Origin of the sequence: Pseudoalteromonas sp. B160 (assembly GCF_037162485.1) — a bacterium.
GTDB lineage: Bacteria > Pseudomonadota > Gammaproteobacteria > Enterobacterales > Alteromonadaceae > Pseudoalteromonas > Pseudoalteromonas rhizosphaerae.
In genome coordinates, this window is the sequence record NZ_JARLUX010000002.1 from 329587 (window position 1) to 344222 (window position 14636).

The 14636-nt window shown below is 40.7% G+C and carries 7 protein-coding genes and 1 pseudogene; 1 reads left to right on the plus strand and 7 read right to left on the minus strand.

Features of this window, described 5'->3' with window-relative positions; all coding sequences use genetic code 11:
• Positions 1 to 46 precede the first annotated feature (46 nt).
• The 5 genes and pseudogenes from P4S61_RS20110 to P4S61_RS20130 form a co-directional block, all read right to left on the minus strand.
• The gene (locus tag P4S61_RS20110; protein ID WP_337119065.1) at positions 47 to 2371 is read right to left on the minus strand and encodes a TonB-dependent receptor domain-containing protein; all 2325 of its coding nucleotides are present in this window, start codon (positions 2369 to 2371) and stop codon (positions 47 to 49) included.
• A gap of 307 nt (positions 2372 to 2678) precedes the next feature.
• Positions 2679 to 3103: pseudogene (locus P4S61_RS20115) on the minus strand (hemerythrin domain-containing protein).
• Positions 3104 to 3333: 230 nt separating this feature from the next.
• The gene (locus P4S61_RS20120; protein WP_182734021.1) at positions 3334 to 5382 is read right to left on the minus strand and encodes an alpha/beta hydrolase family protein; all 2049 of its coding nucleotides are present in this window, start codon (positions 5380 to 5382) and stop codon (positions 3334 to 3336) included.
• A 92-nt stretch (positions 5383 to 5474) separates the two neighbouring features.
• Positions 5475 to 5711, minus strand: a complete 237-nt coding sequence (locus P4S61_RS20125; protein WP_337119066.1) for a hypothetical protein — start codon at positions 5709 to 5711, stop codon at positions 5475 to 5477.
• A 35-nt stretch (positions 5712 to 5746) separates the two neighbouring features.
• Positions 5747 to 8020, minus strand: a complete 2274-nt coding sequence (locus P4S61_RS20130) for a TonB-dependent receptor (protein WP_337119289.1) — start codon at positions 8018 to 8020, stop codon at positions 5747 to 5749.
• 212 nt (positions 8021 to 8232) lie between these two features.
• On the opposite strand from P4S61_RS20130, the gene P4S61_RS20135 reads away from it, so the two are divergent.
• Positions 8233 to 10404 (plus strand): winged helix-turn-helix domain-containing protein, encoded by a 2172-nt coding sequence (locus P4S61_RS20135; RefSeq protein ID WP_337119067.1) that lies wholly within the window; start codon positions 8233 to 8235, stop codon positions 10402 to 10404.
• Here P4S61_RS20135 and P4S61_RS20140 read toward each other — a convergent pair.
• Positions 10385 to 11704 carry a TonB family protein gene (locus P4S61_RS20140; RefSeq protein ID WP_337119068.1) on the minus strand — a complete coding sequence of 440 codons (1320 nt, stop codon included), beginning with the start codon at positions 11702 to 11704 and terminating at the stop codon, positions 10385 to 10387. The two genes, P4S61_RS20135 and P4S61_RS20140, sit on opposite strands and share 20 nt — an antisense overlap.
• A gap of 319 nt (positions 11705 to 12023) precedes the next feature.
• Entirely contained in the window at positions 12024 to 14582 is a 2559-nt protein-coding gene (locus tag P4S61_RS20145) for a TonB-dependent receptor (protein ID WP_182730907.1), read from the minus strand.
• Between the last annotated feature and the right edge of the window lie 54 nt (positions 14583 to 14636).

The window sequence follows — 14636 nt, forward strand, 5'->3', positions numbered from 1 at the left end:
AAAAGCCCAGCATTGTTGCTGGGCTTTATTTTTATAGCTTCTTATTCTAGAAACTGTAACTCATTGATACCCACAAGCTGCGTGCTTTTTGGGTGGTATTGTAATCAGATGTACATTCGTACTCTTCCTCTGAGGTTGCTAATAAGCAAGTACGGCTTGATAAGTCGTCATCTAACAGATTATTAATACGGGCATTTAATGCTAGGCTATCATTAATTTTATAACTTGCTGCTAAATGATATAGATCATAGGCTTTGTAGTAGAGCTTTTGTGTTTCAGGGCCCTGTGGACCAGACACATTTGCCGTACCACGGTAACGATCGCTGCGGATTTCAGAAATAAGTGAAATACTCAAATCATCCAATGGTTGCCATGCAAGCGTTAAGTTATACATATTTTTAGGTGTATTAACTAAAGGTAGTCCTTCATCACGGCCACTTTTCACTTCACTATCGGTGTAAGTAAAGTTCCCACGTAGTGACAACTGTTCAATAATCTGCCAATTAGCAGCAATTTCAACACCACGAGTAGCTGATTTATCTACGTTAGCAGCTTGCGTAAAGGTGGTGCTACCGATGCCAGCCCAACCTTCGCCAATTTCAACACAAGGTTCATCAGCTATGGCCACTTCACAGTTTGGTAAGTTATCTTGGTTAATGATTTTGTCTTTAAAATCATTGTAAAACACCGTTACGTTACCACTAAAACTATCACTGCCATTAAAGTAAGCAGCCATTTCGTAGTTTACACTGGTTTCTGGTTGTAAGTCTGGCGTGCCAACAAAAGGTTTAGTACCTTGGCCACCAAAACCTGTAATACCAGAGAATAGTTGGTTTGGCTCAGGGGTTTTGTAACCTGTGCTGATACCACCTTTGAAAGTCCATTCATCAGCAGGAGAGTAGGCTAAATAAGCGCGAGGACTAACTTGTGAGCCAAAGATATTATGATGATCATAACGAGCGCCGAAAGTTGCAGTTAGATTTGTGGTAATTTCCCAGTTATCTTCAGCAAATACAGCTGTTTGACGATGATCTTGAGTCGTACCTTCACGGAAGCCATCCCCGTACATACCAAATACACCATCTTCCATTTCGGCATCAAAATATTGTGCGCCTACTACAAAATAGTGGTTATCTATATTTGATTCAAACTTAGTATCAATAATTAAGTTATCAAGTTTTAGTGTACGCATTGGGCGTGGTAAAAAAGTCTCATCAAGTTGAGCGTAAATTGCATCCGTTAGTTCTGGCTTGTCGATGCCTTGATCTTGTACTGCTTGGTCCCAAATGGCCTGCACACCTAAACGCTCTTGTACATTAAGAGGTAATGAGCGACCAAAGTTTTCACTGCTGCTTTGGGTAATGCTGCTGGTCAGCGTACCAACATCGTATCGACCAACATGTGCAAATACAAATTGCTCACGTTCAACGCGTTGATATGGAGTATAACCAACGCGTGGCTGTACAATGCCTTTGCTAACACGCCATAAACTGACTGGGCTATCTAACGTACCCGTTTGACCTTCGGTGTTATCGTAACGCTGTTTGGCTATGTCGTACTCAAAGGTGATTTCATTCTGATTATTGATCAGGTAGTTTATTGTTGCGCCGGTATTCCAGTTACGTGCTGCAACGATTTTTTTATCGCCAAAACTACCATCATCAACCCACATGCTGCCATCTGGAAGTGGTAAACTTTCGCTGTAAGTTGGCTCACTTTCTTGACGGTCATAAAAACTACCACGGATCCCGTAAGTTAAACCCTCAACGCCGCTTGGTCCGGTCAAATATATATCGACTTTATTATCGTTACCGTATTGATCGTCTTGTTGGATATTACTGCTTACCGTGACGCTACCATGGGTGCTATCAAGATTTTTACGAGTGATAATATTGATTACACCACCGATTGCATCAGCGCCATATAAAGTGGACATTGGGCCACGAACGACTTCAATTCGCTCGATAGCCTCAAGTGGCGGCATATACATAAATTGGCTGTTACCAAAGTTGTTTGGGCCTATATTACCTACGTCACTTTGACGGCGGCCATCAATAAGCACTAGAGTATAGCTTGCGGGTAAACCACGCATGGTAATACTAATATTACCGTTTTTATCTTGTCCGGCACCAACATCGATACCTTCGATATCACGAAGCGCATCAGCAAGGCTAGTAAATGGCTTATTTTGTAGATCTTCGCGAGAGACAACTGAGACACTTGCAGGTGCATCTATTAATTTTTGCTCATAACCAGAAGCGGTGACAACCATCACTTCCATATTTTCAGCTGTGTCATCATCAGCAATAAGTGTTGTTGATGTTAATAATGCACTGATCAGTGAGGCCAGATAAAGCGGGCGGGATTTCATTGTACTTCCTTCATGACAAGAATAAAGATTATTAATCTAATAAGTAACCAAGGTGGGTATGATAACAATTATCAGTTGTATATTCAATTGCGAAATATATACATTCAATGAATGATTTTCATATTAAATAAAGGTGGGGATGGAGCATGAGCATTAAAAAACCCAGCGTTTGATGCCGGGCTTAGTTAATTTAAGAGTATTTGCTTAGCCAAGTATTGACCGTGTTAGAGGTGCCTAATAAATGCAAATGGTATAGAGTTGTAGCTATTTAGAGAGCTTTATAAATTAAAGCGGGCACATATAGCAGTTAACTCATCGCATCATTATACTTTTCGGCTAGACTTTCTTTTTGACTTTCGGTTAGCGCTTTACCGGCTAGTTGAAATACTTCATGTTCTTCTTCAGCAAGATGATGATGTACAAGATGATGTAATTTTTTAGCGGTCACAAGCCACGCTGGTGAGCTCATATCAGTTTCTTCAAGTTGCTCAATCAATTCATCAAGTTCATGATGCTCTGCAATACTATGACGGGCTTTTTCATGGGTTAAATCATCAAACATCAAAGGATTGTAGAAATAACGCTCTTCAAATTTAGCATGTTCTACTAACTCATGTTTTAAATTATCCATAAGAGACTGTCTATTCGGTGACTCCCCTGGGTTTTTATCAGCGCATCGACAAGCGAACGTTGTTTATCGTGATCATTACGAAGTGCTTCAAAAATATTCATGGGTTTTCCTTGCTTTACTCATTAATTACAATGAATATTGCAAGACAGAAGCCAACTTTTAAGTTGTTGTAATATATTGATTTAATTTTTATATTTTAGCTTGTTAGGATGTTTTCTTGTAAAAATTACCGAGTTAGGTCTTTATATTACATCCATATACATTGTTATTCAAAAGCAAAAAGGCCAACATGAATGTTGGCCTAAAAGCATATTTACACAAAATAAGAGAGTTATTTATTGGCGTCTTTTACCGCTTTTAACTTGCCTGCATGGTCAATCTCGAATGCTGGCATGTCTTTTTTGCCGTCAATTAAATAGTTATCCATCCAACGCATTAAACGTAAACTGTAATCATATTGCGCGGCTACTTTACGGTTACCATGACCTTCGCCTGGATAGTATACAAGGCGTACATCTTTGCCTTGTACTTTCATATAACGGTACAGTTCCATTGATTGTGCAGGGTGTACACGAGGATCATCTTTACCATGCATGATCAGTAATGGTGTTTTAGACTGGCCAGCCCAGTAAATAGGGCTGCGCTCTAAATACCACTGCCATTTATCCCATGGGTATGAACGTGCATGCACAAGATTCATTTCGTTGGAAATATCAGTAGTTCCAAATTTAGATAGTTGGTTGGTAACACCTACAAACATTACGCTCGCAGCAAAGTGTTCAGTTAATTTTGTTGCGGCCCATGCTGATGCATAACCACCATAAGAGCCACCCGTAATACCAACACGTTTAGTATCAACTAAGCCCATTTCAACAAGATGCTGTTTAAAGTCAATTAAGTCGTCAAACTCTTTACCTGCATAGTCGTTTTGACCAAGCTTTGAATAATCAACGCCTTTACCTGTAGAGCCACGGTAATTTGGGTAAAAGACAGCATAACCACGTGCAGCCCCCATTTGACCTGGGCGCGAGTAGTTTGTTACCCAACCGTCTTTGTCATGGCTTTCAGGGCCACCGTGCACTGACATGATCAATGGATAGCGCGTGCCTTTATCATAATCTAATGGGTAGACTAATATGCCATCAATCTCAACACCGTCGCGAGCCTTAAGTGAAATAGTTTCTTGCTTAGCAAAACGTTTGTCATTCAACCAGTTGTTTGAATCCGTTAAACGTTGTGCTTTAGAACCACGAATAATGAATACTTCATTTGGGTGCTTTGCAGTGTTTGCACGTAGCGCTAAGGTTTTATCTGAATCAGAAATACTCAGATTTGATGCAATAAATTGGCCTTCATTAATAATTTTTTTGTATTTATTAGAGCCGGTTTTAATGCTAGCGACAAAACTTTGCGTACCTACATTGGCAATAAAATTAAGCGTGTTGCGTTTATGTGACCATTCAAAATCAACGATATGACCCATGAAATTAGGTAACCAATCACTTACTTCACCTGTTTTTGTGTCAGCTAAAAATAAACGACCAGCTGCTGGATCATGCTTATCTTCGGCACCTAGAATTGCGATGTAACGACCATCATGAGACAGTTCAGCACTGTCTAATTTACCTTCAGTAGCAAACGACATCGTCACTTGATTAGTCGCAATATCAAATAAGTGCCATTGTGATTTAGTGTATTTGTCGTCAATTAGCGCTGTAGGCTGGGTTTTTACTAATAACTTATCGCCTTTTGCGGCCCAGTTTACATCACTTACATAGTTCGCAACGTTAAGCGCTGTTGGTGTCAGAGGTTTATCTGTTTTGGCTAAATCGACAATAAATAGTTGTTTATCTTTTAAGCCTAGCTCATACACCTCAGCCATAAAGCCTAATTTTTTTAGCTCTTTTTCAGATTTATCAGCCGCTGGCATAGCTAAAATAGCGAGTTGTTTGTTATTCGGGCTTAACTGATAGCTAGAAATTGATGTGTCTTTAAGCGATAGTACTTTTTGCGCTTGACCACCATCCACTGGAATTTGATATAACGCGGTAAACTTGTCGTCTTTAAGTTTTGCTAAAAAGTAGATCGTTTTGCTATCGTTTGACCATTGAATACTCTTGATACTTACAGAGCCGGTAATGAAAGGACGCTCGACACCTTCATCATCGACGACATAGAGTTCGCTGTAATTGGCGCCATTCTCGTCGACGTATAATTCACGTGGCACTGAGCGGGTAAATGCAACATTGTCACCATCTGGACTAATGCTGGTTTGAATAACTGACTGAATTTTAGGGATATCTTCTACAGTAAGCGATGTGGCTGCAAATGCCAGTGAGCTTGAGAGTCCAAGAGCCAGTGCTAGGCTAGTTTTTATCATGAATTTTCCTTCGCATGTTTTAATTATCGAAGGATTATAACAAGGTGTACCTTAAATGCTAAAATATGCGATTAATACGCAAACATTGTCGGCTAATGGCTGTAGCGCACACCAACATAAAAGCGACGGCCATTTTGATAAATGCCCGTTGGCGCATATTCATTACGCTCATAAAGGTAAGTGATCTCATCGGTGAGGTTTATCGCTTCAATAACAAAATCAAGGCTATCAGATATTTTAAAAGTGACGCTACCATCAAGTTGGCCAAAATCATCCATCATAGTCTCTCCCACACCCGTGGCAAAATGTGTGCGATAGTTATACGCCAAGCGTGAGCTTAGCCAATCATTTTCATAATAACTGGTTAGATTAATAGTGTGTTTTGAGGTGCCGGTACATAATCGTCGCGCGCTGATGTGCTATCTGTTCGGTCGCCATCAACAAACGTATAGTTGGTGATCAAGCCAAAACCATAGATAAGCTCTTGTTGATAGCCAATCTCAACACCGCGAATAGTACCACCACTGCCATTGATTGGTCTGTCAATGGTCATTTCAATGCCTTCATGTTGTTCAATGGTACGTTTAAATTCAACAAATGATTCGACATCTTTATTAAATAACGCCACAGAAAGGAGGGCAGCATCATTAAAATACCACTCAACGCTTAAATCAAATTGATTGGCTCGATAGGGGTCTAAGTCAGGATTGCCTCCTTGACCCTGTGCTTGAGTGACATTGTAATTAGTTGAAGGCATTAAATGATTATACTGAGGACGTGACATTACGCGTGCGGCGCTGATACGGGCGATCAGGTTCTCATTCAAATCAATACTGATATTGGCGCTGGGTAATATATCGACATAATTTTTATTATGTTGCTGCCATGCAAAACTTTCTTGTTGTTCAACCGGTGAACCAATACGTTTATAAGCACCAGCGTCTTGCCTAGTATTTACAAGCCTTACGCCAAGGTTAGCACGGTAGTCATCACCATCTAGCATCAATTTAACATAACCTGCGGTGGTGCGTTCTTGAATATCAAATCTGCTAGCTTTTTCTTGTTGTTTTATAAAGTCGATAGTTTGGAAGTCTTTTGATAACGCACTAATATTGGCGAAGCTATAATTTCTGAGGGTATATTGATCACCAATATCGGACAAAAAGCCATGGGGAAAACTAGCAGGGTAATCCGCTAACGTCCAATCAAGCTGTTGAGCTATACCATCAAATGCGCCATTGAATGAACGGTAACGAATAAAATCGCGTTGATGGTCGCGGTATTTTGCACCTACTTTAATCGCGCTGATGATAGAATGATCAACTGCGCGTTCAAAATCACCTTGTAAATAGAGCTCTTGATCATTGGAATCTTGGCTGTCGTTACGTGCTTCTGTCAGTTGCCAAGCCTGTGCATCAAGGGGAGAAACATCATAATTGGCAATAATATTTTTACGCTCAGTGGTGTTTACGCTAAAAGCAGTATTGGCGGAAAATTGCGATGTGTGATCTTGCTTAGAGCCACCACCGCCTTTGGTAAAACCAATTTGGTATTGGTTCTGCCAAAGGTGTGCTTGTTGACTGACAATTAAATGCACACTGCTGGTATTTATTTCAGATTCTCGCCAAATAGCTTCCATTGCAGTACTAAAAGGCAGGTTTTGTGCATTTTGCTCAGGCACTTGTGAATAGCGGGCGTAAGTTAATGTGTTATCACTTATACGAGCATCACTGATATGGCCACCTCTGGCAAACACGCTACTGGGTTGCCATAAAAAGTTTTGGTTACTGTTATCGGCATTAAGTACTGAATACAAGGTATTAAGTTGAATATTCCAATCTAAGTTTGGTTGATATTCAAAATTCGCAGTTGCACTAGTCAAAATACGTTGTTGCTGGAAAATAGCTGAGCCACCTCCGCCAGGTGTCCAAATATTTTTTATATCTGCGGTGTTATCGTCACTTGCTGTGAGCGTACCATCTGTATTTTGTTGGAAGTTTTGCTCATGCCAACCCCAAGATTCAAGACCATCACGACGCAATGAACGTTGATTACGCGTGAAAGTTATCAGAGCACCAAAATTTTTATCTGGATTAGTCCAGTTATAAAATGCAGCCAGTTGTGGGTCAAACTCGCCAGATAAATCATTGTATTGTATTTGTGCGTTGGCAACAAAATGATTACGTTCGGTATGCAATGGACGCTGAGTTTTTATATTGACAGAGCCACCGAGTGACCCCTCGTTATGGTCTGCTTGCGGGGTTTTATAAACTTCAAGCGAAGATACTAAATCAGCAGGTAATAATGTGTAGTTAAAACCTCGGTTTGGCTGAGTTGAGATCCACCAATCGGCCGAGGCAATGGCTTGGCCATTCAAAAAAGTACGATTTTGCTCAGGTGTTGTGCCCCTGACACCGACACGCTCACCTTCACCTTGTGCACGCGATAGTGAAATTCCGGTAATACGTTGCAATGCTTCGGCAACATTTTTATCTGGGAACTTACCAATATCTTGTGCACTAATTGCTTCTATGATTGATTGGCTATCACGTTTATCTTGCAGTGTTTTGATAGCGCTGTCATGAAAGCCCCTAATTTGAATTGTTTCTAATTTTTTTCGTCGCTGGTAACAGGGGATTTGCCATACTCATAAATGAGCAGAGTGTGAAGAGAATCGTCATGTTAACAAAATTGACTGCTTTTATCGGCATATTCGACCCAGTTGAAGCGACATTAAAAATTATGCTGCAGCTAAGTACTTATAAGATAAGTGCTTAGCTGCGGGCTATGTTATGATTTACTGTACTTGCTTATAATACGCCTTCTTGGCTTATTTAACCATAGATTAACGTGTGTAAAAAACGAACTATGCCAACACCCGAGCTAAAACAGTTATTACTTAATGATGTACTCGTTGACTTTACTGCCTTAAAAGTGAAAGTGGCAGGGCGTTGGTGCGCGGTTGAAGCAAAGCAATTGATGTTGCTAAAATTATTACTTGAGCATCAAGGCCAAGCGGTTCCTCGTGATATAATTATGGATAAGATTTGGCCAGAAGTGGTGGTCAGTGATAACTCGGTGAGCCAGCTGGTCACCCAACTGCGTAAAAGTTTAAAGGATGATAAAAACACCGCGCTCTTTATTAGAACTGTCCCGCGAGTTGGCTATCAATTAATAGCACAAGTAAGCGATGCCCCGACATTATTAGACAAAGTCACACCAGTAACGCCACGTACATCCGTTTTATTTATTACGCTTGGATTAATTTTTGGCACCATCATTACACTTATTAGTCAGTATTTACTTGCACCTAAAGCGCCGAGTTTAAATTATGAGTATCAATCACGGATCACCTCAGCTCCTGGTGCAGAAGTATTTTTACGTTATTCCCCAAATGGTAGATATTTAGCGTTTAGCCAGTCAAACGAGCAGCAAAGTCAGTTTGATTTGGCGGTTTATGATCAACAAAGTAAAACTGTCCACAGTATTAAAAACTCAGGTTATTCTGAAGAAGCGCCAGTATGGTCTCCGGATGGTAAATGGCTGGCATATTTTAGATATGATCCACTGAGCTGCGATATTCGGGTGATCCCTGTATCTAACGCAATTGAAACGTGGCGTTTGAGTCCCGAGTTTAAATTGACCCGCTGCCAACAACGCCACGGCCCAACCAAACTACATTGGGTTGATGAGAATACGATTTACACCACTCATTGGCAGGATGAGCAGCCACGGCTAGTAAAATATACCTTAGCATTTACACCTACGCCAACTTTATTAGAGCAGCAAATCGTAGGGGATTTTAAACCAATCACTTTTGATATTAACAAGCATAATAAAATGCTGTTACTGGAAAAAGATCAAGGCTGGTTTAGCGTTAGTGAAGTTGATTTAACACAATCACTTAAGCGTACTGAAATAAAGCGCAGTCGTCATAGTCATGCGCCGTTATTATTTGACAGTGAAGACAATTATTATTGGCTCGGGGATGATGCATTACGCCGTTATGACTATCAAGGTAATGAACAACTAGTTCACCAACCGCTAGGCTTTGTTGCCGATTTAGCGGTTAACCCGCAAACAGGCGATATTGCCCATGCTGAAGGACAAGCGCGCGTTAATTTGTATCAAATTGAACTCGATTTTACTCAGGATTTGCCTCAGATCCGTAATGCTGTACAACTGTCATCGTCGGCACGAATGGATATTTTACCTGCGGTATCTCCCGACGGGCAGCAAAGCGCGTTTATTTCATTACAGCGCAGAGGGATCACGGGCTTTACTCATATAGAAGTATGGCTTAAGCATAAACAACGTAAAACCGCGAACTTGATCGCTACTCTGCCCAGTGATATTACGCCAAAATACCTGCTTTTTTCTCCTAATGGTGACAACGTATTATTGGCTGACGAGCAACAAAATGTGTATTTGATCAATACTTTTTCGCGGCGCTTAGTACCAATAATTTCGGGTTTTGAGCAGCTTAATGCAGTGCATTGGTCGCCAGATAGTCACAGTATTTATTATCAAGTTAAAAAGCAACAAAGCACGAATGAACAGGCACAATGGCAAGATTGGCGTTATGATATTCAGCAGATGAGTAACTCATTGGTTGCTGATAGCGTTAAGTTTGAAACCTTAGACGAAGAACATCCATTGTGGCAACTTAATAGCTCGTATTTAGAACATGATTTACACGTGCGAACTTATCTATCAGCGGTGTTAGAGCAGCAATTACCATTAGCGCAATTATTGCCATCACTTGAGTTATTTAAGCCTGCGGTATTTAAACATGGTATTTATTATGTACTCCGTCAAGGGCATCAATTATTGCTGTATTGTTATTTAACAGAGCAAAAGCGTAATGTGTTTATAAAAGAGCTTGGTGTTTATGGTTACGACATTGATATTAATTTAAATATCAGTAGTTCAACAGACGGGCGTCAAGTGGTATTTAGTCAAGTGGATGGCATTGAAACTGATATTCTATTACACAAAGCAGTTAAGGTAGTGTCGCCATAAATTGTTTGATTCGGCTTTGATCCCAGTTACGAGCATTCGCTTCTTTTAGAGCACTATTAGCCAGTTTTTTAGCGTGTTGCGGTTTATTACTAGCAGCTTGAATTCGCGCTTTTAGTAGTAATAATTGTGGGTGTTCACTATCATCTATCAGTGCTGAATTTAATGCGGCAGTTACTTGTTGGGCGGGCTTTTTTAACTCAAAAAGCAATAAGGCGAGATCGCGTTTGGCACTAAACAAGCCTTGCTCTGTTGCAGCTTTTAACCATTTTAAGGCCTTATTAGGCGCATAATCCACATATTGGCTATTGAGTAACTCTCGGCCTAAACGGTATTGCGCATTAGCAAAGCCACTTTGTGCTGCGAGCACAATCCAATTCAATCCTTTTTCACGATCAACTTTACCGTACTCGCCGCGAAGCATATTTGCGCCAATACGATACTGCGAATTAGCATAGCCATTGACAGCTGAACGCAGTAGTAATTCACTGTTAGCATTTGCTTGTTGCCAGTGATATTTCAATAATCTAGTTGCGTTGTAGTCGTCAGAACTTAGCCAATTGGCAATATAATATTGCACTAAGGCGTTACCTTGTTCGGCGGCATCAATTAAGTCTGAAATTTTTTCATTGTATTCACGTTGTTGGCTTTTGAAGCTTTGTTCATACTGTTTACCTTTATAGGTCGTAAAGTGATACAGTAGAGAACGGTTGTAATAGGGCAATGTTTGGCTATCACCTTGATATTTCCAACGTTTAACTGCGTTGATAATGGCTTTATCAAAGGTTTTTTCAGGGTATGAATCAATTAAGGAAACATCTGTTACTGCGCCGCTTTTATCAATATCAAACTCTAACCAGACCCAGCCTTCGATACCATTTTTATAGGCATGTTCTGGGTATTTTGGCTCTACAGTATAGCTACGTTGTGGACTCGCATGAGGGGCTGGACTGGCGTTTAATTCTGGCCGTAATTGTCGGTCATACCACTGAAAGCTGAGTTGTTTTAGCAGTGCATTATAGGCATCATCAAGAGGTTGTTGATTGTTACTCTGTCTGGCTATCAGCATTGCAGTATCGCGTGCATCAAGTAAGCCAAAATCTGCCGCTAAACTAAACCAGGCATAGGCTTGGGCTTTATTTTTTTCAACCCCTTGGCCATGTAAATGCATAACAGCAATATTGTAAATTGCATCGGCATTACCCAAATAGGCTAATTGTTGGAATTCGCGCTTCGCATCGTTGAAGTTTCTCTGATGGTAATCGAGAGTTGCACTCAGTAAGTCAGCTTTAGTCTGGAACACAAAAAATAGGCAAAGCAATACAATTAAGAATTTGTAACGACAAAATCTTGTTGTTTGTTTATTGTAATGACTAACTGTGCTTTCTGACACGTATTATGCTTCGCCGATGTTGATCGAGTAACTTTTTTACCTATTGATTGTACTTGTTTTGTTTATTATTACTAGCGCCTTTGTGCTACTAATAATGGTAATTTCCTAAGCATGAAAAAAAGCAGGCAGTCAAATGACTACCTGCTTTAAACCCCTGGGCATAGGGGCGATGCCGTCCTTGGCGAGAGTCGAATACCTGTGTTAGCTTGGAGTTCGACAAAAATGGATATTAAAAGTTAAAACGTACTCCGGCTACAAAACGACGACCATCCGCGTAAACACCGGTCAGTGCTTGTTGCACACCTTTTTCTTGATAGCTAAAGGTATGCTCGTCTGTTAAATTAATTGCCTCTAACACAAGCGCTAGATTATCGTTTACGTTATAGGTAAAGTTCGCATCCACCTGACCATAATCATCAACATAACCATGGCCTTGGCCTGAGTTGTAACCAGTACGGAAGTTATATGAAATACGGGTACTAAAGGTTTCTGTTTCATAGTAAGTACTTAAATTGACTGTGTGTTCAGAGTTACCTGGAATAATCGTATCATTGCCATCTGCATCTTTTGCTTCACCATCGACAAATGTGTAGTTAGCATTTAAGCCAAAACCATCAAGGATTTCTTGTTGATAACCAAGTTCAAGACCTTGGATACGACCCGAACGACCGTTAGTCGGGCGGTTTACTAAGATCTCAACACCTTCATGTATTTCAAGATTTGGTGAAACATCTAAGAAAGATTGAATATCTTTGTAAAATACAACAGCTGAGAATAAACCTGCGTCACTGAAATACCATTCAACCCCAGTATCAAACTGGGTTGCACGATATGGGTCTATATCAGGGTTACCACCGCTGCCTGTCTGTGTTTCGAGGTTATAAGAGGTTGAAGGAGTCATTGATGCATAATCTGGACGCGACATAACACGTGCTGCACTGAAGCGCAGTAGTACATCGTCATCTAAATCAATTGCTAGATTGATGCTCGGTAAAATATCAAAATAGTCACGGTCATCATTGGTCCATACTTCCGAGCCACTTTCACCTACATAGGCTGCCGTTGATTGCTGAGTTTGCACCAAACGAACACCTAAGTTACCGCGCATACCTTCAACATCTATATCTGCTTTGATATAACCTGCGGTAATTTTTTCTTCAACCTCAAAGGTACTCGCTTTGAGTACACGGTAGTTCCAATCAAGAGCATCACCTTCACGGCGAACTTTATCTGAGTCGGTGATTGCGTAATTACTCAGTGTACCGTCAGAGCCTAGGCCTGATAAATAATCTGATGGCATTGATAGCGAATAGTCTGCTAAGTTCCAGCCCAAATCGGTGCGGTTATCAGTGGTGTGTTTAGTATTAAAACGTGAATGGTCTCGGTACTTTAAGCCAAACTTAACTTTACTAAAGACAGCGATGTCAATTGGGCGCGTAAAATCAACTTGTAGGTAAGTTTCATCATCCTTGGCATTATTATTATCGTAACGTAAAAAACCTAGATCCCAGTTTTTACCATCAGCTGGATCTGCACCATAGCTAGTACGCACATCTTCTACATTTGAGGTGTCGAAACTATGTATATAGTTACCTTCCCAACCAACACTGCGATCAGCTTGCGAGCCGCCGCTGCCTTCGGTATATCCAACATGTACACTGGTCAACCATAAATCACCTTGGTAATCCGCTTTTAAATCGTATGACTTAGTGTTGATTTCAGAGTTACGTACTTTGGTCTCATCAAGAATATTATTAGCCGTCGGTGATAACCCTAAAGTCCCGCCAACGAGCATAGTACCAACTTGATCATTTTCTATTAATGTGACATCAGTGTATTGTGAGCCACCGTAACCAGGCAGCCAAAGAAAGTTTTGATTTTCATTATTTGCTTCAAGGGTCGAATCAAGGGCATTGAAGGTTAAATCTAATTGCTCAGTAGGTTGATACTGCACAGCTAAATTGATACCGGTACGGATACGCTCTTGTAAAAACATGGCAGAACCACCACCGCCTGGGCTGTATACGTCTTTGTACTCAGTACCATCTTCTAAGGTGATATCACGTTTTGCCCAGCTCCATGATTCAATACCATCACGGCGCAAATTACGCTGTTGGCGAACCAATGAAATAAGTGCACCGAAGGTTTCGTCTTCAGTTTTAAAGTTGTACATTGCAGAGAGTTGTGGGTCGGTTTCGCCTGAAATTTCACTGTATTGAGCAAGTACTGAGCCGGCAAATTTATTCGCTTCTAAATCAAGCGGCTTACGAGTTCGTACTATAACAGTTCCACCTATAGAACCTTCATCGATGTCGGCTTCAGGTGATTTATAAACTTCTAATCCAGATACAACTTCAGAGGGCAGCATCGTGTAGTTAAAACCACGGCTTGCGGCAGAGTTTGTCCACCAATCGGCAGAGCCAACAGCTTGGCCATTCAATAATGTGCGGTTTTGGCTCTCGCTCGTACCACGAATACTAACACGTTCTCCTTCACCAAAGTTACGGCTAATTGATACGCCAGTTATGCGTTGCAGTGATTCTGCAACATTTTGATCGGGGAATTTACCGATATCTTCCGCAGTTACTGCATCGACTATGGCATTTGAATAGCGTTTAGTATTTAGCGATTTAACAACGCTGCCACGAATACCACGAACTTGGATTACTTCAACTTCATCTGTGCTTTTAAGCTCGGCGCCGTGGGCTACCATCGGTAAGCTCAATGCCGATGTAATAAGTGATGCGCTAACTGCTAAATATAGCTTATTTATTTTTACTTTTAACATCCTCGATTCCCCTTGAATCAAAACTTTATTTTGTTGTATCAGATTGTGTATATG

Bases quoted from the DNA above. Each gene is read 5' to 3' on its own strand.
- P4S61_RS20110 (WP_337119065.1), bottom strand. From the start codon at position 2,371: ATGAAATCCCGCCCGCTTTATCTGGCCTCACTGATCAGTGCATTATTA.
- P4S61_RS20120 (WP_182734021.1), bottom strand. From the start codon at position 5,382: ATGATAAAAACTAGCCTAGCACTGGCTCTTGGACTCTCAAGCTCACTG.
- P4S61_RS20145 (WP_182730907.1), bottom strand. From the start codon at position 14,582: ATGTTAAAAGTAAAAATAAATAAGCTATATTTAGCAGTTAGCGCATCA.